This window comes from Rathayibacter sp. AY1E3, assembly GCF_002932235.1.
Taxonomy (GTDB): Bacteria; Actinomycetota; Actinomycetes; order Actinomycetales; family Microbacteriaceae; genus Rathayibacter.
The window spans coordinates 1-22,801 of the sequence record NZ_PSVN01000025.1 but is presented as its reverse complement, the minus strand read 5'-3'; the positions used below and the strand labels follow the sequence as shown (position 1 = coordinate 22,801).

Genomic DNA, 22,801 nt, shown 5'->3' with positions numbered 1-22,801 from the left:
CCCCGCCGCCGAGGGAACCCCGAGTCGTGGAGGCGGCTCGCTGCGGGTTCCCGCGACGGTCCGGGGTTCCCTCGGCGCGCACCTGCCTCCACCATGGGGGGATGGCCGCCTCGCAGCAGATCGTCTCGGTCGGCGGGCGGAGGCTGCGGCTGACGAACCTCGACAAGGTCGTCTACCCGGAGACGGGCTTCACCAAGGCCGACGTGCTCTCCTACTACGCCTCCGTCGCCTCCGCGATGCTGCCCCATCTCGCGCGCCGCCCGGTCACCCGGAAGCGCTGGGTCGACGGAGTGGGCACCGCCGAGCATCCGGGCGAGGTCTTCTTCGAGAAGAACCTCCCCTCCTCCGCCCCCTACTGGCTGAGCCGGACCCGGCTCGCGCACTCGTCGCGCGACGTCGAGTACCCGCTGGTCGACGACGTCGCCGGGCTCACCTGGCTGGCGCAGCAGGCGGCGCTCGAGCTGCACGTCCCGCAGTGGCGGGTGGGCTCCGACGGCGAGCGCCGTCCGCCCGACCGCCTCGTGCTCGACCTCGACCCGGGCGAGGGGGCGGGCCTCGCCGAGTGCGCCGAGGTCGCGTTCCTCGCCCGCGACCTGCTGGAGGGGATGGGGCTGGCTCCGCTGCCGGTGACCAGCGGGAGCAAGGGGATCCACCTCTACTGCCCGCTGGACGCCTCCGCCTCCAGCGACCAGATCTCGGCGGTCGCGCACGAGCTGGCGCGCGCGCTCGAGTCGGACCACCGCGACCTCGTCGTCTCGGACATGAAGAAGACCCTGCGCGAGGGCAAGGTCCTCGTCGACTGGAGCCAGAACAGCGCGGCGAAGACGACCATCGCCCCCTACTCCCTCCGGGGGCGCCTCCGGCCGGCCGCCGCCGCGCCCCGCACGTGGGAGGAGCTGGGTGCCGACAACCTGCGCCATTTGTCGTCCGACGAGGTGGTGGAGCGGCTGCGGAGCGACGGCGACCTCCTCCGCCCGCTGCTCGCCGCCCGGGGTGCCGGGCTCGAGCCGACCCCGGAGCGGATGGCGGGCTTCGCCGCGACGGACGCCTCCTCCGACCGCCTGGCGACCTACCGCAGCATGCGCGACGCGTCGAAGACGCCGGAGCCGGTGCCCGAGGCGGGGTCCGCGGGCATCTCCTCGGGCGACTCCTTCGTCATCCAGGAGCACCACGCGCGGCGCCTGCACTACGACTTCCGGCTCGAGCACGACGGCGTCCTGGTCAGCTGGGCGGTGCCGAAGGGCCCGCCGCTGGAGGGCGACCCGAACCGGCTCGCGGTGCAGACCGAGGACCACCCCCTCGAGTACGCGACCTTCGAGGGCACGATCCCGGTCGGCGAGTACGGCGGCGGCGAGGTGCGCATCTGGGACGAGGGCACCTACGCGCTCGAGAAGTGGCGCGAGGGGAAGGAGGTGATCGCGGTGCTGACCGGCCGCCCCGACGGCGGGCTCGGCGGCGAGCCCCGTCGCTACGCCCTGCTGCACACGGGCTCGAGGGAGGGCGCCGAGAAGAACTGGCTCCTGCACCTGATGGCGCCGGGTCCCGCTCACGGGCACGGGACGCAGCGACGGGGCCGGGCGGCCGCGTCCGCCGCGTCGCCCGCTCCCCGCCCCGCACCCTCCGCCGACCGCCCGGCCGAGGACTCCGCCCCGCGCCGCCACCGCCCCATGCTCGCCACGGCCGGACGCCGCGGCGACGTGGACCCGGGGGCCGCGATCGAGATGAAGTGGGACGGCTACCGCGCTCTCGTGCGGGTGCAGGGCGGCACCGCGACCCTCACGAGCCGCAACGGCAACGACCTGACCGCGGCGTTCCCCGACCTGCTCGCCCCGCTCGCCGAGGCCGCCGCCGACGCCGTGCTCGACGGCGAGATCGTCGCCCTCGACGCTCGCGGGCGCCCCGACTTCGGCGCCCTGCAGACCCGCGGCGGGCTGACGAAGCCGCGCGAGATCGAGGCGGCCGCCCGGTCCACTTCGGTGCACCTGATGGTCTTCGACCTGCTCGAGCGCGCAGGAGAGGACCTGACCGGGAGCGACTACGACACCCGTCGCTCGGCACTGGTCGACCTCGTCGCCGAGAACGAGCGCGTGCACGTCCCGTCCGTGTTCGACGGCGACCTGGAGGAGGCGATGGCCACCAGCCGCACCCTCGGCCTCGAGGGCGTGGTCGCCAAGCGCCGCGACTCGCGCTACCAGGAGGGCAGCCGCTCGCGCGACTGGATCAAGCTCACCCACCACCGGCTGCAGGAGGTCGTGATCGTGGGCTGGCGCGAGGGCGAGGTCGGCCTCCAGGGGTCGGTCGGGGCGCTGCTGACCGCGATCCCCGGCGAGGACGGGCTCGCGTACTCCGGCCGTGTGGGCACCGGCTTCAGCGACCGCGAGCGCCGCGGCCTGGTCGACCGCCTGGCCGAGCACGCCACCGAGGAGCCCGCCGTCTCCGTCCCTCCGCTCGAGTCGCGCGGCGTGCACTGGGTGTCGCCCGTCCTGGTCGGCGAGGTCCGCTACCGCGAGCGCACCGCCTCCGGCACCCTCCGCCAGCCGGTCTGGCGCGGCTGGCGCGCCGACAAGGCCGCCGAGGACGTCCGCGTGGAGGAGCCGGGCAGCTGACCCTCCGGTCTTCCGACTGCGAGGCCCGGCATCGCCGCTCGCGCCGCCGATCCGCTGCGGCCCCGGGTACCTCAGTCCAGGCGCACCCCGCGCAGCAGGAGGAGGGTCGCGCCGACCGCGGCACCGGTGCCGATGAGGACACCGCCCGCTCCGGCCGCTGCCGCGAGGACGCCGAGGAGGCTGGGCAGGGCGATCAGCCCGAGGCGGTTCCCGGCTAGGCGCAGCGCGAGGGCGCGGCCGTGGCGGTCGGCGGGGGTCCGCTCGATCAGCCACGACATCGTGATGGGCTGGCCGATCCCGAGGCCCAGGCCGAGGGCGGCGACCGCGACGAAGAGGAGCACGGTCGGCGCGGGCAGGGCGATCAGCACCAGGCAGAGCGCCGAGATCAGGATGCCGCCCACCATCACCCGGGTGCGCCCGAGCCGGGCGGTGGCCGCGCCGAGGAGGAGCCGCGAGGCCATCGACGCGAGCGCGCGCACGGTGAGCAGGGCTCCGACGACGCCGGCCGGGAGCCCGCGCTCGGCGCCGAGGGCGGGGAGGTAGACGACGGTCAGGTCGACGGCGGCGACGACGGTCGCGCTGGTCAGCAGGGCGCGCGCGAGGCCCGGCACCCGGAGGAGACCGAGCGTCGAGCCCGGAGCCGCCGCCCCTTCCGCCGCGGGTCCGCGCGGGGACGGGCTGCGGATCCCCGCCGTCGAGACGAGCAGCAGCACCGCGAGGATCCCGCCCACGAGGAACAGCGGCGCCGGGTCGGGCCGCACCGAGCCGCCCGCGAGCACCGGGATGAATGCGGGCCCGATCGCCTGCCCGAGCGACGCGGCGAACGTGTAGTAGCCGAAGCGGCTGTCGAGCCGCGTCCCTCCGGTGCCGCCCGCGACGACGGTCTGCTGCCCGACCACGCAGCCCAGGTGCCCCGCGCCGAGCAGGGCGATGCCGAGGAGCAGCCCCGCGACGCTCCCGCCCGCCAGGAGCAGCACCGCGGCCGCTCCCACCGCGACGAGCGAGCCGACGGCCATCACGGCCCGGGCGCCGACCCGGTCGACCAGCCCGCCCACCGGCAGCGCGATCAGCAGCGGCACCAGCGCGAACGAGGCGCCGAGCGCCCCGAGCGCCCAGGCCGGCACGTCGAGCCGGATCGCCTGGTAGACGGCGGCCGGCCGGAGCAGGAACGCGACGGCCTGGATGAGCACGGCGTGCGCGAGCAGGGACGGAGTCGCCAGGCGGTTCCGCACGCGCGCTCCTTCCCGCGGCGCTCGGCCGAGCACCCGCTCCCCCATCCTCCTCCCGGTGCCGCCGCCGAGTCGCCCGGAAAGGATCGTCCTGCCCCCTCGAGAACGGGCCTTCTCGTGCGACTCAGCCCCGCGGCGGCGGCGAGGGGAGCGCGTGCGCGGGCAGGGTGCCGAGGCGGTGCCGGCCGCGGAGGAGGAACCAGGCCAGGCCGATCCCGACGACCGCGGCGATCACGACGACCGCGCTCCAGCGCAGCTCCTCCCCGTAGACCTCGACGCGCGGCCACGCGAGGTCGACCGTCATCGCCGCGCCCCAGAGCACCGCGACGACGTTCACCGGCAGGCCCGCGCGGCCGAGCGAGAAGCGCCCGGGCGCGGCTGCGGGCCACCGGCCGCGGAGCCGGGCGATCAGCAGCGGCACCGTCACCAGCAGGTAGGCGAGGTAGATCAGGATGACCGCCACGCTCGTCACGGCCGTGAAGATCGCCGGCGTCCCGATGTTCACGACCAGGATCAGCACCGCGAGCACCTCCACGACCAGCGCCGGCGCCACCGGTGTCCCGCGCCGCGGGTCGACGCGGGCGAGCACGCGGCTGCCGGGCAGGGCGTTGTCGCGGGCCATCGCGAAGATCAGTCGGATGGCCGCCGTGTGCACCGCCAGCGCGCACACCGTGATCGCGACGACCACGCAGAGCAGGAGGACCGATCCGAGGGGGCCGCCGAGCACCTGCAGCACGATCCGCTGCAGCCCGCCCGACGCCTGCCCGAGCGCCGGGTCGGCGAGGTCGGGCGCCGAGAGGATCCCCAGCAGCAGGATGAGGCCGCCGAGGACGAAGGAGGCGGTCACCGCCCGCAGGATCGCCGTCGGCGCGGTCCGGCGCGGATCGACCGTCTCCTCGCCGAGCGAACCCGCGGTGTCGAACCCGTACATCACGTACGCCGACGCGATCGCGGCGATGAGGAACGCGCCGGCGTACCCGCCCGGCGTGCTCCCGCCGTAGTCGCTGGTGTCGAGCAGCACGGTCGGCGGATGCACCACGTTCACCGCGAGCACCGCCACCAGCAGCACCGCCGCGACGAGCTCGATCAGCACGCCGACGCTGTTGATCCGGGCCATCAGGCGCACGCCGCGCGCGTTGACCGCGGTGGTGAACGCGATCAGCAGCGCTCCCCAGACCACCGCGCTCACCCCCGCGGAGCCGCCGAGCTGGAACCCGCTCCAGATCTGCGGGAGCGTCGCCTGGTACGCCAGCACGACGGCCGCGAGCGTGACCACGGACGCGGTGGCCATCAGCCAGCCCGCCAGCCAGCTCACCGTCGGCCCGGCGAGGCGCTTGCTCCAGTTGTAGACGGAGCCGGCGACCGGGTAGCGGGCGGCGAGCTCGGCGAAGCACAGCGCGACCATGAGCTGCCCGGTGAACACGATCGGCCAGGACCACCAGTAGGCGGGACCGCCGAGCGCGAAGCCGAAGGAGAAGAGCTGGAACGTGCCGGTCAGGATCGAGATGTAGCTCACGCCTGCGGCGAAGCTGCCGAAGCGGCCGATGCCGCGGGTGAGGGAGGGGCGGTACCCGAACTCAGCGGTCCCGTCGTCGACGTCCTCGGTGGTGCTCATCGGGCTCCCCCTCGCGGGCGCGCTCGTCGCACCGAGGTCAGGATGCCAGCCGCCGCCCGGCCGCACGACTCCCCCGTCCCGGGCGTCCGCCGGCGGGTGCTCAGCGCCCGCCCCGCTCCCGGTGCACAGGACTCGGGCGGCCCCCGCGGACGGGAGCGGCGTCAGCCGTGCGCCGCGAGCCGGGTGCGCTGGGGCACCAGGAGCTCGAGCAGCTCCTCGACCCCGTCGACCCGCTGCGGCTCGACCGGGTGCCCGGGTCCGCACGGCTTGTAGGCGGGCGGATCCACGTTCAGGACGTGCCCGACGGGCCGCCCCTTCTCCCAGACCGTGAGGAGGAAGGCCCCGTCCCGCTCGTCCGGGGCGCCGATCTCGAAGACCCGGCCGCGCACGATGGCGCACTGCGGCTCCTTGCGCGCGAGGCGCACCCAGAAGGGATGGTCTCCGGTCATGGTGTCCGTCCTCCCCGGCCGACCCGCGGCCGTGCCCGTAGCGGTCGACCGGTGATCGTGTCGTCGGCGACCCGCAGGGCCACGGTACGTCCGCCTCCCCTCAGCCGATCAGGGGGTTCACTGCGGAGCCTCGCAGTGGTAGCGGACGCCGGACGCATCCGGGTCCGCACCACGGGGAACCACTCACTGCTCGTAGGAGTCCTCGTAGTCGGCACCACTGGTCAGCTCGCCGTCGCCGGGCTGCACGGGATGCTCGCCGGTGAGCGCGTCGATCCGCTCGCGCAGCCGTGCCACCTCCGCCGCGTTGTCCGGCTCGGGCAGGTCGCTCGGCGTGGTCTCGACGATGAGGGCGGCCGCGGCGTTCTCGAGGAAAGTGGCGTCGACCGTCCCGCCGTCCGCGCCGATCCCCGTGTACTCGACGGTGTCGGCCGCGCCCTTCGAGGCGAGGGCGACGGCGTACTCGACGAGTGCGTCGGCCGCCTCGTCCCCCACGAGGATCGTCTTGTCGGCGAAGAGGATGTGCTTCATGCCGTCCATGCTCGGCAGCGCCGGCTGCGTGGCGGGAGGAAGTTAACAGAGGACCGCCGCTGACGGAAGACCTGGACAGATCGAGCAGAGAATGGCAGGCCGGGTTGTCGGATCCCTCCGGTCTGCGGAAGGGTGGTGGCAACGGCGGGCGCCTGCCGGCCGGAGATCAGGGGCTGGAGACGCCGATGGGGAAGCTGCACTACGACGGGACCGTCGAGATCGACTTCGAGGACCGCGTGCTCGCGCACCTGCAGATCGTCATCACCGCGAAGCTGCGCCGCAACGAGTCGTTCCTGCTCAGCTGGCGCGACGACCACAGCATGGGCGACGGCCGCAGCGCGATCTGGATCCACCCCTCCCACGCGCTCCGCTACAAGTACTTCGGCGGCCGGATGCCCCGCATCAACCCCGCCTGGATCTCCGCGCTCACCGACCTCGCGAACTCCGCGGGCGGGCTGTACGTGATCTCGGAACCCGCCGAACCGGTGCGTCCCCCGGCGAAGGGCGACCAGCTGTGAAGCGCATCGACCTGATCTACAACGGCACCGCCTACACCGTCAACAACAGGAGCCTCGACGAGTTCCGCGCCGAGGTCGAGGCCGCCCTGGCCTCCCCGACCCCGCAGTGGCTGACCGTCAACTACGGCGAGGGTCGCGCGAACCCGGCGCTCCTCCTCATCACGCCGTACACCCCGCTGTCGATCATCACGAACGACTTCGACGAGCTCAACGCAGAGCACGAGTAGCGGCGGACCTCGGGGAGGTCAACCACGTCGTCCGGTCGATCCGCGCCCCGTACCGTCGGGCAGGACCTCGTCGACGTCGTGCGCGGACCCCGCACGGCGACACCCGATCGACACCGCCCGCGCCCCGGCGCGCGGAACAACGGCCGCGGACACCCGGCCAGGAGCCGTGATGACAGATCCCGCCTTCGCCGTCCTCGACGACCTCATCGCCGCCCTCGAGCGTCCCGGCTCGATCGACCCCGGCCTGAGCCGCTCCGTCGCCGTGCAGGCCGCCGTCCTCCGGCTCCCGTCGCCCCGCACCATGCACCGTCCGCGCCCGACGAGCCGCTTCACGGGCCGTCGCCTCGTGCGCCCGGGCAGCGCAGCCAGGCGGGCCCCCGCGCGTCGCCGCGTCGTGGTCCCCGCCGGTCCGGCGGAGCGTCGCTCCGAGCGGAGCCGACGGCTGAAATGGGCGCGGTGACCGACTCCGACGCTCTCTGCGACCCGTATCTGCGCGGGTATCCGATCGACGGCGTCGCGATCTCCACGCTCGGCAGCCCCTTCGGCGGCGAGACCGTCGCCGCGAGCGACAGCACCGCGAGCCGGCTGGACGAGATCCAGATCGACCTCGGCGAGGGCCCGTGCTGGGAGGCGATCCGCGCTGCCGGCCCCGTCTCGGTGCCGGACACCGGCGCGGAGGAGCGCTGGCCGCTCTTCACCGAGGCGATCGGCCCCACGGCGGTGCGCGCGGTCTTCGCCTTCCCGCTCTCGATCGCGGGGCTCTCGATCGGCGCGGTCGACCTCTACTCCCGCCGCCCCACGTCGCTCAGCGACTCCCTCCTCGGCCGGATCAGCGCCTCGACCACCGCGACGGCGCTGCTGGTGCTGGCCGCGGTGCTGCGCGACAACGAGGTCGAGGAGAGCACGAATCCGCGCTCGCGACGCGTGGTGCACCAGGCGACCGGCATGATCATCGCGCGCTACGGCAGCACGGCCGAGGAGGCGCAGCTGCTGCTGCGCGCCCACGCCTTCGCCCAGCAGCGCTCCGTCGTCGATGTCGCCTCCGGCATCGTGGCCCGGCACGACGGGTTCCCCGACCGCCCTCTCACCGCCCAGGACGACACATGGTGACGAACTCCCGCGAGCGCAGCGTCATCCAGACGTTCGTCGCCCTCTCCGACACACTGGTCGACGACTACGACGTCGTCGACTTCACCCAGACCCTCGTGGAGAGCAGCGCGACCCTCTTCGACGCCGTCTCGGCGGGGCTCGTCCTCGCCGACTCCACCGGCTCCCTCGAGGTGCTCGCCTCCACGGACGAGGACACCCGGCTGATCGAGCTGCTCCAGCTCGACAGCGGGTCGGGCCCGTGCATCCAGTGCTTCGAGACCGGGCGGCCGGTGATCGTCGAGGACGCCCGCGCCGTGGGCGAGGAGTGGGCGGAGTTCCGGACGCTGGCGGTCGAGCTCGACGTGCTCTCGGCGCACTGCGTGCCGATGCGGTCGGCGGGGACGACGATCGGCTCCCTCAACCTCTTCCAGGCCCGGCCGGGGCGGCTCGATCCGGACGACATCGCGGTCGTGCAGGCGTTCGCCGACGTCGCGACGATCGGGATCCTCCATCAGCGCGCGCTCCAGCAGAGCACGGTCACCCAGGAGCAGCTGCAGCACGCCCTCGACAGCCGGGTGCTGATCGAGCAGGCGAAGGGGATCCTCGCCTACGCCCACCGCACCACGGTCGAGCAGGCCTTCCAGGTGCTGCGGGTCCGCGCGCGAGCGACGTCGACTCCGATCACGACGCTCGCCCAGGAGATCATCCGCGACTACCGGCGCTGACGCTCCGCGCCCCGCGGAGCAGGAGCGGGGCGGATCCGCGCCGGCAGCGCCGCGGCTCAGAGCTCAGTACTCGTTCTCGAGCTCCCACGTCGCGCGGGGGTCGACGTCCGAGGCGGGCACCGGTCCGCCCGCACTGTCGAGCGCGTCGAGGCGCTCGAGGATCTCGTCGCTCGACTCCGCCGCTGCGCCATCGCTGCCCGCGACGACCAGGGGGACGCCGAGCCCGACGGTGAGCGTCACGACGGAGGAGGGGGCCGAGTCGTCGGCGACGCTGACCGTGCTCATCCGGTGCCGCTGCGCGAGCGCGAGCGAGTAGCGGACGACGGCGTCGGCGGTCGCGTCGTCGAGGGAGAGGGAGCCACCGGTGTGGAAGAGCGTCGTCATGGTCAAGTCCTCGCAGGGCAGGCGGATGGGCATGGTTCCGTCACCGGGGGCCAGAATGCGGTGCGCTCACGCTACGCCCTGGGCGCTCGGGGGTGCAGGTCTTGCGCCGAAGCGCTCCCCTGTCGCATGGTTCGCCCTCGCCGCCGGAGCGATTCCCCCATGGCTCTGAGGCGGCTCACATGTTAACGTGACCACACGCATCGGTCCCCTCGGCTCGACGCATCCCTCCCCTGAAGGAAAGGTCTCGACGATGAGACGACGCTCCCCGGAGCCCCCTGCCGCCGCGCCTCGGCGCCGCGTGCGATCCCTCTTCCTCTCCGCTCTCGCCTGCACGAGCGTCGCCCTCACCGGCGCTCTCGTTCCCGTCTCGGCGCAGGCCGTCGACGTCCCGGCGCCCACCGCGCACTACGACATGTCGCACGCCGGCTCGGCCCTGCTCGACATCTCGGGCAACGGACGCAACGCCACCCTGACCGGCCTCACCGACGCGTCCTTCGCGAACGCCGGCGGCGACCAGGTCGCCCGGTTCAAGAACGACGGCTACGCGAGCCTCCCCCAGGGCCTGGTCACCGGAGCCGACAACGCCTTCGCCGTCGAGTACACGGTGAAGACGCAGACCACCGCCAACCAGTTCGGCTGGGTCATCGGCGACGGCGTCGGCCCGTGGAACACCACACAGCTCGGCAACCACGTCTTCGTGAACCCGCGCAACCCCGACGGCTCGCCCAGCGGACAGGTCCTCGCGGGCATCCGCGTCAAGGAGCCCACCAGCAACGGCGAGACCCGCATGCCGTTCGGCGGCACGCTCAACCCCGGATTCACGACGCTCACGCTCGTCGGCACCGGCACCGGCTCGAACACCGTCCTCACGCTCTACCGCGACGGCACGCAGATCTCGACGGCGAACACGGCGAAGTCGATGGCGAGCATCGTCCCGACCGGATCCACGCTCGGCTACCTCGGGCGCTCGCTCTACACCGGAGACGCCCTGGTGACCGCCGACGTCACCGACGCGAAGTTCTGGGACACCTCCCTCACCGCCGAGCAGGTCGCCTCGAGCATGCCGACCGCCGACGCGAAGGCGTCCGCGACCTCCGCCCTGCTGCGCTCGGACATCCAGCCCGTCCTGCTGGCCGGCAACCCGTCGCTGACCCAGGTCTCCTCGAACCTGACGCTGCCCGCCTCCAGCAGCGGCGTCCCGCTCACCTGGACCTCCTCGAACAGCGCGGTCGTCTCGACCACCGGCGTCGTCTCGCGCACGATCGCGCAGAACACCCCGGTGACTCTGACGGCGACCACCGCTCAGGGCGCGACGATCGCCTTCGACGTCGTCGTGCTCGCCCCGAGCATCAACGACGACCTCGACGCGCTGAAGCTCGCCACGCGCACGACCGAGAACCTCCCCCTCGCGGTGAAGGGCGCCAAGAACGGCACCGACATCACCTGGACCTCGTCCGACCCGGCGCTCGTCACCCCGACGAACACGTCCTACGCCGCTCCGGCGGTCGGCGCGGCCGACCCGTACCGCGGCGGCGGCGTCGTCACCCGGCCGGCCTACGGCTCCGGCGACAGGACCGTCACCCTCACCGCGAAGGCGACGCTCAACAGAGTCACCGAGACGCGCGCCTTCACCCTGACCGTCGCCGAGCTCGGCCGCACCGCTCCCGACGCGGGCTACGCCTCGGCGTACTTCAAGTCGGACGGCGACGAGAAGATCTACCAGGCCGCGACCTCGGGCAACGACTTCTTCACCTTCTCGCCGGTCAACGGCGGCAAGGCGGTCATCACCTCGACGACCGACACGAAGGGCCTGCGCGACCCGTTCATCCTCCGCTCGCACAACGGCGACAAGTACTACATGGTCGCCACCGATCTCTGCATCTCCTGCGGCACGAACTGGGGCGACGCCCAGTCCACGGGCAGCCTGAAGATCGAGGTCTGGGAGTCGACCGACCTGGTGCAGTGGACCCGCACCAACGGCGCCGACACCGGCATCACGGTCAACCAGCCGGCCGCCGGCATGACCTGGGCGCCCGAGGCGTACTGGGACGACGCGCTGCAGTCCTACGTCGTGTTCTTCTCCTCGCGCCTGTACTCCGACGCGACGAAGACCAACAACGACAAGCTCTACTCCCGTGTCTTCTCGGTGATCACCCGCGACTTCCGCACCTTCACCGCTCCCCCCGCCACCTGGCAGGACACGGGCTACGCGCGGATCGACTCCACGATCACGAAGATCGGCGACTACTACTACCGCTTCACCAAGAACGAGGAGGGCGGCGCCGCCGGCATCCTGGAGGCCGGGAAGGACATCTTCCTCGAGAAGTCGAAGGTCCTGACCGCCGGGACGACCTCCTCCAACTGGAGCGCCGACCCGAACACCACGTGGCAGCTCACCGACACCCGGATGACCTCGCTCGAGACCGGCCAGGCCGGCGAGGGACCCGAGATCATCAAGCTGAACGCGGGCGACCCGAACGACACCACCGGCACGGGCGACGGCTACGCGTTCCTCGTCGACAACTACGGCGACGGCGGCTACAAGGCCTTCCTCACCTCCGGAGCGGCGATTGCCGGCAGCTCGCAGACGAACCGCCTCTCGCAGTCGGCCGACTGGAACGTCTCGCCCAAGAGCCGCGCCGGCCTCCCGACCAGCCCGCGGCACGGTGCGTTCGTGAGCGTCCCGCAGACGGTCCTCACCGCCATGAAGAACTGGACCGGCGTCACTGCCGTCGACTCCACCACGACCCTCACCGCCGACGGCCGCACGGTCACGGCGACGGTCGCGGCGGCCGACAGGGGCGACGTCGTCGGCTCGGTCACCTTCACCGGCGGCTCGTGGACCTCGACCGTCCCGCTCTCCGGCGGCTCCGCGAGCGTCTCGGTCCCGGCGGGCGTGACCGGCGTCACGGCCTCCTACACCGGGTACGCGGACAAGCTGGTGCGCACGTCGGTCTCGGCCGCCGTCCCGCTGGACACCCTCGAGCTCGTCCCCGCCGTCGCCACGCGCTGCGTCGCCGGCAAGATCGTGCTCACCGCGACCGTGAAGAACACCGACACCGCTGCCGCGGACGTCACGATCGCCTCGGCCTACGGCTCGAAGTCGTTCACCGCGGTCGCACCCGGATCGTCCGCCTCCGCCGCCTTCACCACCCGCCTGGCCTCGACGCCGGCCGGCACGGTGACGGTGACCGGATCGGCGACCGGCCAGCCCGCGTTCACCGCGACGGTCCCCGTGGCCGCCGCGCGCTGCTGACGCACTGACGACGAAGGGCCCCCTCCTGCGCTCGCGCGGGAGGGGGCCCTTCGTCGTTCCCGGGTCAGACGGTGGGAGCGAGCAGGTCCGCGTGGTGGACGGCCGCCACGTTCGGGTGGGCCCGGAGGCGGTAGCGCAGCGCGTTCTCGCCGTAGGTCTCGAGGATCGGCGCGTTCGTCGGGTCGACCGAGAGGCCGGACTTGAGCTCCTCGGGCAGCGGGAGCGAGGGCATGGTGGCCGAGAGCGCGGGATTGAAGAAGAACGGGATCGAGATCCGGTCCGTCCCGATCAGCGGCGAGATCACGCGGTGCAGCGTGGCCTTGAGGTAGCCGCCCGTGGCGAGCTCCAGCATCTCGCCGATGTTGACGACGAACGCGCCCTCCATCGCGGGTGCCTCGATCCACGAGCCGTCGTGCTCGACCTGCAGGCCGCCCTTGCCGGGCTCGACCAGCAGCAGCGTCAGCACGCCGCCGTCGCGGTGCGCGCCCACGCCCTGCTTGGGCTCCGGGTCGGAGGTGCCCGGGTAGCGGACGACCTTCACCAGCGAGAACGGCCGCTCGGCGAACGCCTCGTCGAACACGTCCTCCGGGGCGTCGAGCGCGACGGCCCAGGTGCGCAGCAGCCGGATCGCGACCGCGGCGAGCTCCGCGTGCCAGCGCTCGAAGACCTCGCGGAACTCCGGCAGCGCCTCGGGCCAGAGGTTCGGCCCCTCGAGGCGCTCGTAATCGGCGACGCCGGGCCCGGCGGGAACGGCGGGTCGGTCGATGCCGATGTCGACCTGCTCGCGGTAGTCGACGTCGCCGTTGGTGAGCTCGGCGCCGAAGCGGGTGTAGCCGCGGAACTGCGGGCTGAGGGTGTTCTCGATCGCGAGCTTCTCCTCCTCCGGCAGGTCGAAGAAGCGGCGGGAGACGGCGACGACGTCGTCGAGGAGGTCCTGGGGCACGCCGTGGCCGATGAGGTAGAAGAAGCCCACGTCGTGCGTGGTCTCCCGGAGGTCGCGGCGGAAGGCGGCGGCCTCCGCCTCCCCCCGGTCGAGGCGGGACAGGTCGAGGATCGGCAGGGAATCGGTCATGCACCGACTCTCGCGCACGAACCTGCACAGCAGTCGATTGTTACGACAACCAAAACGGCGGGCCCCGCCACGCCGCGGAAGAGGGTTCCTCCGCGCCGCGACCGGGCCCGCCGTGAGCGCCGAGTGTTACGGCGTGGGCATGCCGCCGTTGACGTGCAGCGTCTCGCCGACGACGTAGCTCGACTCCGGGGAGGCGAGGAACACGTAGGCGGGAGCGAGCTCGGCCGGCTGGCCCCAGCGTCCGAGCGGCGTCTGCGAGCCGACCTCGGGCAGCTTGTCGGACGGCTGGCCGCCCGCGGTCTGCAGCGGCGTCCAGATCGGGCCCGGGGCGACGACGTTCACGCGGATCCCCTTGGGCGCGAGCTGCTGCGCGAGCGCCTTCGAGAACGTGTTGATCGTGGCCTTCGTGCTGGCGTAGTCGACCAGCATCGGCGACGGCTGGTAGGCCTGGATCGACGAGGTGCTGATGATCGCGGAGCCCGGGGCGAGGTGCGGCACGGCCGCCTTCGTCATCCAGAACATCGCGTAGACGTTGGTCTTGAAGGTCTCGTCGAACTGCTCGTCCGAGAGCTCGAGGAAGTCCTCGACGTGCTGCTGCTTGCCCGCGTTGTTGACGAGGATGTCGAGTCCGCCCAGGCCCTCGACGGCCTTCGCGACGGCGCCCACCGCGAAGTCGTGGTCGGTGATGTCGCCGGGGATGGCGACGGCGATGCGGCCGGCCTCCTCGATCAGCGCGACGACCTTCTTCGCGTCGGACTCCTCCTCGGGGAGGTAGACGATCGCGACGTCGGCGCCCTCGCGGGCGTAGGCGATGGCGACGGCCGCGCCGATGCCCGAGTCGCCTCCGGTGACGAGCGCCTTGCGCCCGGTCAGACGGCCGGAGCCGCGGTAGGTCGACTCGCCGCGGTCGGCGGGGTCGTCCATCTTCGAGTCGAGGCCGGAGCCCTCCTGGTACTGGGCCTCCGTGTCGATGTCGGCGAACATCGCGGTCGGGTCTTGGAACGTGTACTGGTCGTTCTGCGGAGTCTGGTCGTTCTGCGAGGTCATGTCTCGACGCTAGGCGCGCGGGATCGGCGACCGCGCGTGCTTGACAGCCCCGATCCGCCAGGACACAGGAGGTCTTCAGGAGCCGCGGAGCCCCCCGGATCGGGGAGAATGGTGCGGTGACCCGCGACGACTCCCTGTCCTTCGACACCACGGCGCCGCTGCCCGGCTGGCAGCACGCCTACTCCGGCAAGGTGCGCGACCTCTACACCCCCGACGACGCCGACCCCGTGCTCGGCGCCGACCGCATGCTCGTCGTCGCCAGCGACCGGGTCAGCGCGTACGACGCGGTCCTCGAGCCCGGGATCCCCGGCAAGGGCGAGCTGCTGACCACGCTCTCCCTCTGGTGGTTCGCGCAGCTCTCCGACGTCCCCAACCACCTGATCCCCGGCGACATCCCCGAGGCGGTCCGCGGCCGGTCGATGCTGGTGAAGACGCTCGACATGTTCCCGATCGAGTGCGTCGTGCGCGGCTACCTCTCCGGCAGCGGCTGGAAGGAGTACCGGGAGACGGGCTCCGTCTGCGGCGTCCCGCTCCCCGAGGGCCTCCACGACGGCGACGCGCTCCCCGAACCGATCTACACCCCCGCGTGGAAGGCCCCGCAGGGCGAGCACGACGAGAACATCACCTTCGAGCGCACGGTCGAGATCGTCGGGGAGGAGGCCGCGGAGGCTCTGCGCACCCTCTCGCTCGCCGTCTTCCGCGAGGCGTCCACCATCGCCCTGGCCCGCGGCGTGCTGCTGGCCGACACGAAGTTCGAGTTCGGGGTCGACCGCGGGACCGGAGTCGTCACCCTCGGCGACGAGGTCCTCACGAGCGACTCCTCCCGCTACTGGGACGCCGACGACTACGACGCCGGCATCCGCGGCCGCTCGTTCGACAAGCAGATCGTGCGCGACTGGCTCTCCGACAACTGGGACGGCCAGGGCCTCCCGCCGACCCTCCCGTCCGAGATCGTCGAGCGCACGGCCGCGCGCTACCGCGAGCTCATCGAGCGCCTCACGCGCTGAGGCACCGGAACGACCTGTGGACGATCACCACCCTCGCGTCCGGCTGGAGGCCCGCGGCGAGGATCCGGACGAGGCGCGGCACAGCCTCGCGCGGCTCTACAACGGCGACGAGTGGCGCGCCGCCACCACCGCTGCAGACTTCAGCTACCGCTACGCCGCCATCGGCGACGGCGGGATGACCCTCCGCACCTCGCGGATGTCCGGGCGCCTCGCAGGCGGCGTGGGTGACTCGGACGATGTCGTCGTGCAGTGGATCGTGGGCGGCTCCGGCCGGATCGACGTCGGCCGCGCCTCGATCGCGATGGAGGAGAACCGTCCCGTCCTCTTCCCCGTCGGCCGGCCGTTCGCCTTCGACTACGTCGACTTCGACCAGCGCCTGGTGCACCTCGACCGGGGAGTGGTCGACCGGGTCGCCGCCGAGCGCGGCCTCGTCGGCTCCCTCGTCTTCGACTCCGAGCACCGCCCAGACGCCGCGGCGATCCGCCGGTGGCGCACGGCCGTCGCCGACTCCGCCCGCGCGCTGCGCAGCGAGCGCGTCGAGCAGCTGCTCTGGGACGAGCTCACCCGTGCCACGGCCTCCGCGCTGCTCGACCTCTACCCTCCGGAGTCCGCTCCGGTCCCGCCCGAGCTCCTCGCCCCCCGGAACGCACGGATCCGCACGGCCGTCGAGTACGTGCACGCCCACTGCAGCGAGCCGATCGGCCCCGCCGAGATGGCGGCGGCGTCGGGCCTGACCGTCCGGGGCCTGCAGTCCGCGTTCCAGCGGGTGCTCGGGATGCGCCCGATCGCCTACCTGCGCCTGGTGCGGCTCGACCGCGCCCGGGAGGAGCTCGCCGTGAGTCCGCCCCTCGGGACGACGGTCGCCGCCGTCGCCCGGCACTGGGGCTTCGGGAACGCGGGCCGCTTCAGCGCGGCCTACGCGGAGCGGTTCGGCGAGTCGCCGAGCGCCACCCTGCAGAGCTGATCAGTCGACGAGCTCGGGCGGCGGCTGCCCCTCGAGGATGCGGCTGAGGCCGTCGAGCAGCACCGCGACGGTCGCGGCCTCCGATTCGGGCACCTTCGCGACCATCGCGCGGATCTGCTCGTAGGTCGGGTCGTCGGTGCCGACGATGGCCTTCTGCGCGCGCTCCGTCAGGCAGAGGATGCGGCCGCGGCCGTCGGACGGGTCGGGAGTGCGGTCCACGTAGCCGGCGCGGGCGAGGCGGTCGACGAGGAGGGAGACGGCCGCCGTCGTGATCGACAGGGCCGCGGACAGGTCGACGGCGCGGACGATCTCGTCGCGCCGCTCCCCGACTCCGATCAGCCGCAGGGCCGCGAGATCCGTGGCGCCGATGCCCAGGCGCCGCTCCACACGGCCGTCGTAGTCGCGCTCCGCCGTGCGCAATCGCGCGAGCAGAGCGAACAGGTCTGGCCGAGCGTCCATCGAGGTGCACCTTCCGAGCGGCAGGCGCCCCGGACGGGAACTCGCTGCCCCCATCGAACCACTTCTCCGGCGATCGGACGGCGTGTGTCCCGAAAGCGCAGTCGGCGCCGAGACTGTTAGTCAACCGACTTAGCAATACCTAGTGTCGACGGTGCGGCACGCCTTCCGTGCGCCGCCGACGGTGAGGAGGTGCGCGCGATGGGACGACTGCTCTACGGCGCACCCGCCAGCTCGCACTCCTTCGAGGACCGCGCCCTGGCCCACCTCCAGACCGTGATCACCTCGCGGTTCCGCCGCGGCGAGGGCTTCCTCCTGACGATCGAGGACGCCGAGGGCCGCCGGTCCGAACTGTGGCTCCACCCCGGCATCCCCACCCGCTACGAGTACGACGGCACCGCCGCGATCGAGCTGAACCCGCACTGGCTGCGCGAGCTCTCGAACGCCTCGAACGGCCGCCTCGGCCTCCACCTCCTCCCCGAAACCTCGTCGCCCGACGACCTCTCCGTGAAGAAGATCCCCGCATGAGCGACCACAACGGCACACTGTTCCGGCGCGGAGGCACCGTCCGCTTCGTCCGCTGGATCTCGTCCCGCGACGGCGGCTGGGCCCCCGAGATCGTCCATGGGCGCTACCTCGAGCGCGACGACCGCGGCTGGCTGGTCGAGATCGAGGGCACCCCCACGGTGCTCGCGAAGGACGACTGGGCCGTCTACCGCTGACCGGGCGTGCGCTCGGCGTACTGTTGAGCAGGTGCGTTCTCGTGATCGCCGCGGCATCACCTCGGCTCCCCTCCTCCTGACGACCATCGGAACGACGAGCCTCGTCTTCCTCTGCGCGTTCGAGTCGCTCGCCGTGACGACGATCATGCCGATCGTCAGCGCCGACCTCGACGGTCGCGCCCTCTACCCCCTGGCCTTCGCGGCGACGCTCGCCGCCGCCGTGGTCGGGATGGTCGCGGCCGGATCCTCCGCCGACCGCCGCGGCCCGACGCCGTCGCTCGTGGTCGCGATCCTGCTCTTCACCCTGGGTCTCGTCGCCGCGGGTGCCGCGCAGTCGATGCCGGTCTTCGTGGCGGCCCGCCTGCTGCAGGGGCTGGGCAGCGGAGGGATCACCGTCACCCTCTACGTGCTCGTCGCGCGGGTCTACCCGAGCGAGCTGCATCCGAGGATCTTCGGCGCCTTCGCCGCGGCCTGGGTCGTGCCGTCGCTGGTGGGGCCGCTGGTGGCCGGAGTCGTCGCCGAGCTCGCGAGCTGGCACTGGGTCTTCTTCGGAGTCGTCGCCCTGGTGGCCCTCGCGAGCGCCGCGATCGCGCCGACGCTCCGCTCGCTCGAGCCGCGCGAGCGCCTCCCCTTCGATCGCCGGGCAGTGGGCCGCATCGCCCGCGCCGTGGTCGTTTCGGCCGGAGTCGTCGTGCTGAGCACGAGCGCCGAGCTCGCGCCCGATCTCGCCGGGCTCCTGGCCGCGGCCGCCGTGGTGGTCGTGGTCGTGGCGGTTCGCGCGCTCCTGCCCGACGGCACGCTGCGCGCTCGGGGCGTCCTGCCGTCGGTGATCCTCCTCCGCGCCCTCGTCGCCGCGGCGTTCTTCGGCACCGAGGTCTACCTGCCGCTGCTGCTCTCGGAGCAGTACGGCCTGCCGCCCTGGCTCTCGGGCGCCATGCTCACCGCGGGCGCCGTCTCCTGGGCTCTCGGCTCGAACATCCAGGGACGCCCGGGTACCCGCCTCAGCCACGGCGGAGCGATGCGGCTCGGCTCGTCGCTCGTGCTCGCCGGCATCGGAGTCGTGCTGCTCGTCACGGTGCTCGCCCTCAGCCCGATCGTCGCGGGCGTGGGCTGGTTCCTGGCCGGCGGCGGCATGGGCACGATGTTCCCGCGGATGGGGACGATGACGCTCGCGCTCTCCGCTCCGGGCCGGGAGGGCTTCAACAGCTCGGCCCTGCAGATCGCCGACTCGACCGGCGCCTCGGTCTCCCTCGCGCTGACGGGCCTCCTCGCGGCGGCGGTCACCGGGCTGATCGGGGCCGGGACCGGGGTCTTCGCCGCGACCTTCTCGTACGCCGCGCTGATCGCGATCGTCGCGGTCGGTCTGGCCGGCCGGCTCGACGGGCTCCTGCGCCGCGAGGGACGCCGGGAGCCCGCCGAGCAGGCTCAGCTGTAGAGCGACTCCGGCACGTCGAGGCCGTAGATCGCGCGGCCGGACGACCAGATCACCGAGCAGGCGGCCCGGAGCAGATCGGTCGCGTCGTCGCCGGCGTCCACGATCACCACGGAGTCGCCGTCGAGGCGGACCTTGGCGCCGCGGACGGCGTGCGTGCCGTTCCGCGAGACCGTCGTCGCCGGGTAGGGCAGGTGCAGCTCGCGAAGGTCGCCGAGGATGTACGTCGGCCGGAGCTTGGGCTCCGCGGCGAGGAGCTGCTTGGCCCGGTCGATCCCGGTGAGCACGTGGGCGCTCTCCATGTCGGCGCCGTTCGCGCCGGCGATGTCGGTGTCGAGCCGGTCGCCGAGGAACAGCGGGTTCGTCGAGCCGAAGCGCGCGGTCGCCGCGTCGAAGATGGCCCGCTCGGGCTTGCCCGCGACGACCGGGAGCCGGCCGACCGCGGTGTGCACGGCCGAGACGAGGGTCCCGTTGCCCGGGGCGATGCCGCGCGCGACGGGGATCGTCCAGTCGGTGTTCGTCGCGACCCACGGGATCCCCGTGTGGAGCGCGAACGAGGCCTCGGCCAGCTGCTCCCAGCCGACCGTGGGCGCGAAGCCCTGGATGACCGCCGCCGGCGAGTCCTCCGCGCTGCGCGTCACGGTGAACCCGGCGCGCTCGACCTCGGAGGTGAGGCCCTCCGCCCCGACGACGAGGATCGTCGAGCCGGCCGGCACCAGGTCGGCGAGCAGCACGACCGCCGCCTGGGGGGAGGTGACGACGTCCTCGGGCCGGACGCTCAGCCCCAGCTCGGAGAGGTGCCCGGCGACGGAGGCGTCCGTGCGGGAGGCGTTGTTGGTGATGTAGCCGACCCGCAGCGTCTCGGCCGCGCGGTTGAGGCTCTCCACCGCGAAGGGGATCGCGTCGGCGCCCTTGTAGACGACCCCGTCGAGGTCGGCCAGGACGGAGTCGCGGCCGTCGAGCGGGGTGGGCTCAGTCCTGCTGCTGCGGAACATCGGCGTCCTCCTCGGTGGTGTCGGCGGATTCGACCGACTCGTCGGCGGTCGGGTCAGCCGAGTCGAGAGCCTCATCCGGGTCCGTCTCGGCGAGATCGTCGGACTCGAGGGACTCGTCTGCGAAGGTCGGCTCGTCCGTGTCGACGAGGTCGGCCTCGGCGTCAGCGCTCGCATCGGCGTCGTCCGCGTCCGCGTCGTCGTCGTCGTCGATCTCCTCGGACACAGTCCGGTGGACCTCGTCCTCGTCCGCGTCGTCGACGGCGGTCGGGCCGTCCTCGTCGTCCAGGAAGTCGTCCGCGTCGTCGACCGCGGTCCCTTCTTCGGCGCGATCGGGAGCGGACGCGGCGTCGGCCGACTCGTGCTCCTCCTCGATCACCTCGATCGTCTCGTCGTCACCGCCGCCCTCGGCCGCGAAGACGGCCTGCGCCGCGATGTCGGCGCGACGCTGCCACTCGGCCGCCTCCTCGGAGCGGCCGACCTCCTCGAGGACGAGCGAGTAGGCGGCGAAGAGATCCGGGCTGTACGAGAACGCGCGGTCCGGGTCCAGCTGCGGGATCTCGAGCTCCATGAGAGCGAGCTCCGCCTGCCCGAGGTCGAGGCGGGCGCCGGACATGGCGATGGCCAGCGACACCTGCGCGCCGGGGCTCAGCGTGGTGCGGTCGATCGACCGTCCCAGCTCGAGCGCCTTGTCGGGCCGGCCCACGCCGCGCTCGGAGTCGACCATCAGCGGCACCTGCTCGTCCGAGCCGGAGATCCTGCGGAACGTGCGCAGCTCGCGCAGTGCCAGGGCGAAGTCGCCCGTCGCGTACGCCGAGATGGCGAGCGACTCGCGGACCACGGCGATGCGTCCCGCGCGACGAGCCGCCGAGAGCACGTGGCGGTGCGCCAGCTCGGGGTCCTCCTCGAGGAGGCGGCCGGCCATCACCAGGTGACGGGCGACCCATTCGGCGTTGTCCTTCGAGAGCGTGCGCAGCTCGTTGCGGGCGACCTTGTCGAGGTCCTTGGCCTGCACGTCGTCCGGAAGGTCCGGGTCGTCGTGGCGCGGACGCACCGACTGGAGGGAGCGCCGCTCGCGCTCCTCCTCGGTGAGCTCCGGCTCCTCGCGGGGGCCGCCGCGTCCGCCGCCGAAGCCCTCGCGTCCGCGTCCGCCGCCCTGGCGGTCTCCGCCGCCCCGACGATCGTCCGACCACGGCCTGCTTCCCCCGTCGCGCGATCCACCACGGAACGGAGGACGCGAGTCCCCATCCCGCTGCGGACGGGAGTCGCCGCCACCACGGTACGAAGGGCGGGAGTCCCCATCCCGCTGCGGACGCGAGTCCCCACCTCCACGGTAAGGAGGCCGGGAGTCCCCGTCACGCTGGGGACGCGAGTCGCCACCGCGATAGGGAGGCCGAGAGTCACCGTCCCGCTGCGGACGCGAGTCGCCACCGCGATAGGGAGGACGCGAGTCACCGTCCCGCTGCGGACGGGAATCCCCACCGCCACGGTAAGGAGGACGGGAGTCCCCATCCCGCTGAGGACGGGAATCCCCACCCCCGCGGTAAGGAGGACGAGAGCCACTGTCACGCTGCGGACGAGAGTCGCCGCCACCGCGGTAAGGAGGACGCGAGTCACCATCACGCTGCGGACGCGAGTCGCCGCCACCGCGATAAGGAGAACGAGACTCACCATCGCGCTGTGGACGGGAATCCCCACCACCACGGTAAGGAGGACGAGAGTCGCCGTCTCGCTGCGGACGCGAGTCGCCACCGCGATAAGGAGGACGAGAGTCCCCATCGCGCTGCGGACGGGAATCCCCACCACCGCGGTAAGGAGGACGCGAGTCACCATCACGCTGCGGACGCGAATCCCCACCGCCACGGTAAGGAGGACGGGAGTCCCCGTCGCGCTGCGGACGGGAATCGCCGCCACCGCGGTAAGGAGGACGCGAGTCACCATCACGCTGCGGACGCGAATCCCCACCGCCACGGTAAGGAGGACGGGAGTCCCCATCGCGCTGCGGACGGGAGTCCCCATCACGCTGCGGACGAGAGTCCCCACCACCACGGTACGGAGGACGAGAGTCCCCGTCGCGCTGCGGACGGGAGTCGCCACCGCCACGATAGGGAGGACGAGCATCACCGTCGCGGCGGGGGCGGGAGTCGCCCGAGCCGCCGCGATCGTTCGAGGAGCGGCCGGGGCCGCCGGCGCGAGGCGGCCGCTCGTCACGACGTCCGGAGTCCCGGTCGTTGCGGTCGGATCCTGAGTCGTCCATGCGTTCCTCGCCTGTCGTGGTGATGCTCTGTGGAGTTGACCCGCCCGAGGGCGGGGAGGACGGCCGTAACCGTCGCACCACCCTAACCCGCACCGCGCTCCAGTGAGCAGCGGGGATCCGAGGTGGTGGTTAAACAGCGATGGCCACCCATTTCTGGGTGGCCATCGTGAATGGTGTCCGGCGGTGTCCTACTCTCCCACAGGGTCCCCCCTGCAGTACCATCGGC

23 protein-coding genes are annotated in these 22,801 nt (G+C 72.7%); 13 read left to right on the top strand and 10 right to left on the bottom strand.

Going from position 1 to position 22,801, the window contains the following annotated elements:
* Positions 1–101 precede the first annotated feature (101 nt).
* A complete protein-coding gene (locus C5C53_RS15280; RefSeq protein WP_104267927.1) occupies positions 102–2,606 on the top strand; it encodes an ATP-dependent DNA ligase in 2,505 nt (834 codons plus the stop codon).
* A gap of 71 nt (positions 2,607–2,677) precedes the next feature.
* Here C5C53_RS15280 and C5C53_RS15275 read toward each other — a convergent pair whose 3' ends face one another.
* From C5C53_RS15275 to C5C53_RS15260, 4 genes are all read right to left on the bottom strand, one after another.
* Positions 2,678–3,838, bottom strand: coding sequence for an MFS transporter (locus C5C53_RS15275; RefSeq protein WP_258065438.1), 1,161 nt, complete (start codon positions 3,836–3,838; stop codon positions 2,678–2,680).
* Between the two features lie 121 nt (positions 3,839–3,959).
* On the bottom strand, positions 3,960–5,450 hold the full coding sequence (locus tag C5C53_RS15270) for an APC family permease (protein WP_104267925.1): 1,491 nt from the start codon (positions 5,448–5,450) through the stop codon (positions 3,960–3,962).
* Positions 5,451–5,611: 161 nt separating this feature from the next.
* A complete protein-coding gene (locus C5C53_RS15265) occupies positions 5,612–5,899 on the bottom strand; it encodes a hypothetical protein (protein ID WP_104223782.1) in 288 nt (95 codons plus the stop codon).
* Positions 5,900–6,082: 183 nt separating this feature from the next.
* On the bottom strand, positions 6,083–6,427 hold the full coding sequence (locus C5C53_RS15260; protein ID WP_146084685.1) for a hypothetical protein: 345 nt from the start codon (positions 6,425–6,427) through the stop codon (positions 6,083–6,085).
* A gap of 185 nt (positions 6,428–6,612) precedes the next feature.
* Here C5C53_RS15260 and C5C53_RS15255 point away from each other — a divergent pair, with 185 nt between their 5' ends.
* The 5 genes from C5C53_RS15255 (at position 6,613) to C5C53_RS15235 (ending at position 8,986) form a co-directional block, all read left to right on the top strand.
* Positions 6,613–6,945, top strand: a complete 333-nt coding sequence (locus C5C53_RS15255; RefSeq protein ID WP_104223784.1) for an ATP-dependent DNA ligase — start codon at positions 6,613–6,615, stop codon at positions 6,943–6,945.
* Positions 6,942–7,172 (top strand): hypothetical protein, encoded by a 231-nt coding sequence (locus tag C5C53_RS15250; protein ID WP_104250777.1) that lies wholly within the window; start codon positions 6,942–6,944, stop codon positions 7,170–7,172. The genes C5C53_RS15255 and C5C53_RS15250 overlap by 4 nt, the downstream gene beginning before the upstream one ends.
* A gap of 169 nt (positions 7,173–7,341) precedes the next feature.
* The gene (locus C5C53_RS15245) at positions 7,342–7,632 is read left to right on the top strand and encodes a hypothetical protein (RefSeq protein WP_104247370.1); all 291 of its coding nucleotides are present in this window, start codon (positions 7,342–7,344) and stop codon (positions 7,630–7,632) included.
* A complete protein-coding gene (locus C5C53_RS15240; protein WP_104223787.1) occupies positions 7,620–8,282 on the top strand; it encodes a GAF and ANTAR domain-containing protein in 663 nt (220 codons plus the stop codon). Before C5C53_RS15245 ends, C5C53_RS15240 begins: the two co-directional genes overlap by 13 nt.
* The gene (locus C5C53_RS15235; protein WP_104267923.1) at positions 8,276–8,986 is read left to right on the top strand and encodes a GAF and ANTAR domain-containing protein; all 711 of its coding nucleotides are present in this window, start codon (positions 8,276–8,278) and stop codon (positions 8,984–8,986) included. The genes C5C53_RS15240 and C5C53_RS15235 overlap by 7 nt, the downstream gene beginning before the upstream one ends.
* A gap of 63 nt (positions 8,987–9,049) precedes the next feature.
* Here the strand turns inward: C5C53_RS15235 and C5C53_RS15230 are convergent, their stop codons facing one another.
* Positions 9,050–9,370, bottom strand: coding sequence for a hypothetical protein (locus C5C53_RS15230; protein ID WP_104267922.1), 321 nt, complete (start codon positions 9,368–9,370; stop codon positions 9,050–9,052).
* A 298-nt stretch (positions 9,371–9,668) separates the two neighbouring features.
* Between C5C53_RS15230 and C5C53_RS15225 the strand changes: the two genes are divergently transcribed.
* Positions 9,669–12,626 (top strand): glycoside hydrolase family 43 protein, encoded by a 2,958-nt coding sequence (locus C5C53_RS15225; protein WP_258075441.1) that lies wholly within the window; start codon positions 9,669–9,671, stop codon positions 12,624–12,626.
* A gap of 64 nt (positions 12,627–12,690) precedes the next feature.
* Here the strand turns inward: C5C53_RS15225 and C5C53_RS15220 are convergent, their stop codons facing one another.
* Positions 12,691–13,698: an isopenicillin N synthase family oxygenase gene (locus C5C53_RS15220; RefSeq protein WP_104267921.1), complete on the bottom strand. Its 1,008-nt coding sequence runs from the start codon at positions 13,696–13,698 to the stop codon at positions 12,691–12,693.
* A 126-nt stretch (positions 13,699–13,824) separates the two neighbouring features.
* Positions 13,825–14,745: a glucose 1-dehydrogenase gene (locus C5C53_RS15215; protein WP_104267920.1), complete on the bottom strand. Its 921-nt coding sequence runs from the start codon at positions 14,743–14,745 to the stop codon at positions 13,825–13,827.
* A 116-nt stretch (positions 14,746–14,861) separates the two neighbouring features.
* Here C5C53_RS15215 and C5C53_RS15210 point away from each other — a divergent pair, with 116 nt between their 5' ends.
* Both C5C53_RS15210 and C5C53_RS15205 read left to right on the top strand, forming a co-directional pair.
* Entirely contained in the window at positions 14,862–15,752 is an 891-nt protein-coding gene (locus tag C5C53_RS15210; RefSeq protein ID WP_258062286.1) for a phosphoribosylaminoimidazolesuccinocarboxamide synthase, read from the top strand.
* Between the two features lie 16 nt (positions 15,753–15,768).
* Positions 15,769–16,716 (top strand): helix-turn-helix domain-containing protein, encoded by a 948-nt coding sequence (locus tag C5C53_RS15205; protein ID WP_104267919.1) that lies wholly within the window; start codon positions 15,769–15,771, stop codon positions 16,714–16,716.
* Here C5C53_RS15205 and C5C53_RS15200 read toward each other — a convergent pair whose 3' ends face one another.
* Positions 16,717–17,175: a MarR family winged helix-turn-helix transcriptional regulator gene (locus C5C53_RS15200; protein WP_104326055.1), complete on the bottom strand. Its 459-nt coding sequence runs from the start codon at positions 17,173–17,175 to the stop codon at positions 16,717–16,719.
* Between the two features lie 198 nt (positions 17,176–17,373).
* Between C5C53_RS15200 and C5C53_RS15195 the strand changes: the two genes are divergently transcribed.
* The 3 genes from C5C53_RS15195 to C5C53_RS15185 are packed head-to-tail and all read left to right on the top strand — an operon-like array spanning position 17,374 to position 19,329.
* Positions 17,374–17,700, top strand: a complete 327-nt coding sequence (locus tag C5C53_RS15195; RefSeq protein WP_104223794.1) for a hypothetical protein — start codon at positions 17,374–17,376, stop codon at positions 17,698–17,700.
* Positions 17,697–17,894, top strand: coding sequence for a hypothetical protein (locus tag C5C53_RS15190; protein ID WP_104267918.1), 198 nt, complete (start codon positions 17,697–17,699; stop codon positions 17,892–17,894). The genes C5C53_RS15195 and C5C53_RS15190 overlap by 4 nt, the downstream gene beginning before the upstream one ends.
* 31 nt (positions 17,895–17,925) lie before the next feature.
* A complete protein-coding gene (locus C5C53_RS15185; RefSeq protein ID WP_104233808.1) occupies positions 17,926–19,329 on the top strand; it encodes an MFS transporter in 1,404 nt (467 codons plus the stop codon).
* Here C5C53_RS15185 and C5C53_RS15180 read toward each other — a convergent pair.
* Together C5C53_RS15180 and C5C53_RS15175 are read right to left on the bottom strand one after the other, a co-directional pair.
* The gene (locus tag C5C53_RS15180) at positions 19,320–20,321 is read right to left on the bottom strand and encodes an HAD-IIA family hydrolase (RefSeq protein ID WP_104226795.1); all 1,002 of its coding nucleotides are present in this window, start codon (positions 20,319–20,321) and stop codon (positions 19,320–19,322) included. The two genes, C5C53_RS15185 and C5C53_RS15180, sit on opposite strands and share 10 nt — an antisense overlap.
* Positions 20,299–21,372 (bottom strand): hypothetical protein, encoded by a 1,074-nt coding sequence (locus C5C53_RS15175; RefSeq protein ID WP_258075440.1) that lies wholly within the window; start codon positions 21,370–21,372, stop codon positions 20,299–20,301. Before C5C53_RS15175 ends, C5C53_RS15180 begins: the two co-directional genes overlap by 23 nt.
* Here C5C53_RS15175 and C5C53_RS16865 point away from each other — a divergent pair.
* Positions 21,358–22,566 (top strand): hypothetical protein, encoded by a 1,209-nt coding sequence (locus C5C53_RS16865; RefSeq protein WP_146084684.1) that lies wholly within the window; start codon positions 21,358–21,360, stop codon positions 22,564–22,566. The two genes, C5C53_RS15175 and C5C53_RS16865, sit on opposite strands and share 15 nt — an antisense overlap.
* The last annotated feature ends 235 nt before the right edge of the window (positions 22,567–22,801 follow it).

Excerpts from the sequence above, each read along its gene's own strand:
- C5C53_RS15260 (WP_146084685.1), bottom strand. The coding sequence starts at position 6,427 with ATGAAGCACATCCTCTTCGCCGACAAGACGATCCTCGTGGGGGACGAG.
- C5C53_RS15280 (WP_104267927.1), top strand. The coding sequence starts at position 102 with ATGGCCGCCTCGCAGCAGATCGTCTCGGTCGGCGGGCGGAGGCTGCGG.
- C5C53_RS15265 (WP_104223782.1), bottom strand. The coding sequence starts at position 5,899 with ATGACCGGAGACCATCCCTTCTGGGTGCGCCTCGCGCGCAAGGAGCCG.
- C5C53_RS15235 (WP_104267923.1), top strand. The coding sequence starts at position 8,276 with ATGGTGACGAACTCCCGCGAGCGCAGCGTCATCCAGACGTTCGTCGCC.
- C5C53_RS15245 (WP_104247370.1), top strand. The coding sequence starts at position 7,342 with ATGACAGATCCCGCCTTCGCCGTCCTCGACGACCTCATCGCCGCCCTC.
- C5C53_RS15195 (WP_104223794.1), top strand. The coding sequence starts at position 17,374 with ATGGGACGACTGCTCTACGGCGCACCCGCCAGCTCGCACTCCTTCGAG.
- C5C53_RS15240 (WP_104223787.1), top strand. The coding sequence starts at position 7,620 with ATGGGCGCGGTGACCGACTCCGACGCTCTCTGCGACCCGTATCTGCGC.
- C5C53_RS15190 (WP_104267918.1), top strand. The coding sequence starts at position 17,697 with ATGAGCGACCACAACGGCACACTGTTCCGGCGCGGAGGCACCGTCCGC.
- C5C53_RS15270 (WP_104267925.1), bottom strand. The coding sequence starts at position 5,450 with ATGAGCACCACCGAGGACGTCGACGACGGGACCGCTGAGTTCGGGTAC.
- C5C53_RS15230 (WP_104267922.1), bottom strand. The coding sequence starts at position 9,370 with ATGACGACGCTCTTCCACACCGGTGGCTCCCTCTCCCTCGACGACGCG.
- C5C53_RS15180 (WP_104226795.1), bottom strand. The coding sequence starts at position 20,321 with ATGTTCCGCAGCAGCAGGACTGAGCCCACCCCGCTCGACGGCCGCGAC.
- C5C53_RS15200 (WP_104326055.1), bottom strand. The coding sequence starts at position 17,175 with ATGGACGCTCGGCCAGACCTGTTCGCTCTGCTCGCGCGATTGCGCACG.
- C5C53_RS15220 (WP_104267921.1), bottom strand. The coding sequence starts at position 13,698 with ATGACCGATTCCCTGCCGATCCTCGACCTGTCCCGCCTCGACCGGGGG.
- C5C53_RS15215 (WP_104267920.1), bottom strand. The coding sequence starts at position 14,745 with ATGACCTCGCAGAACGACCAGACTCCGCAGAACGACCAGTACACGTTC.
- C5C53_RS15255 (WP_104223784.1), top strand. The coding sequence starts at position 6,613 with ATGGGGAAGCTGCACTACGACGGGACCGTCGAGATCGACTTCGAGGAC.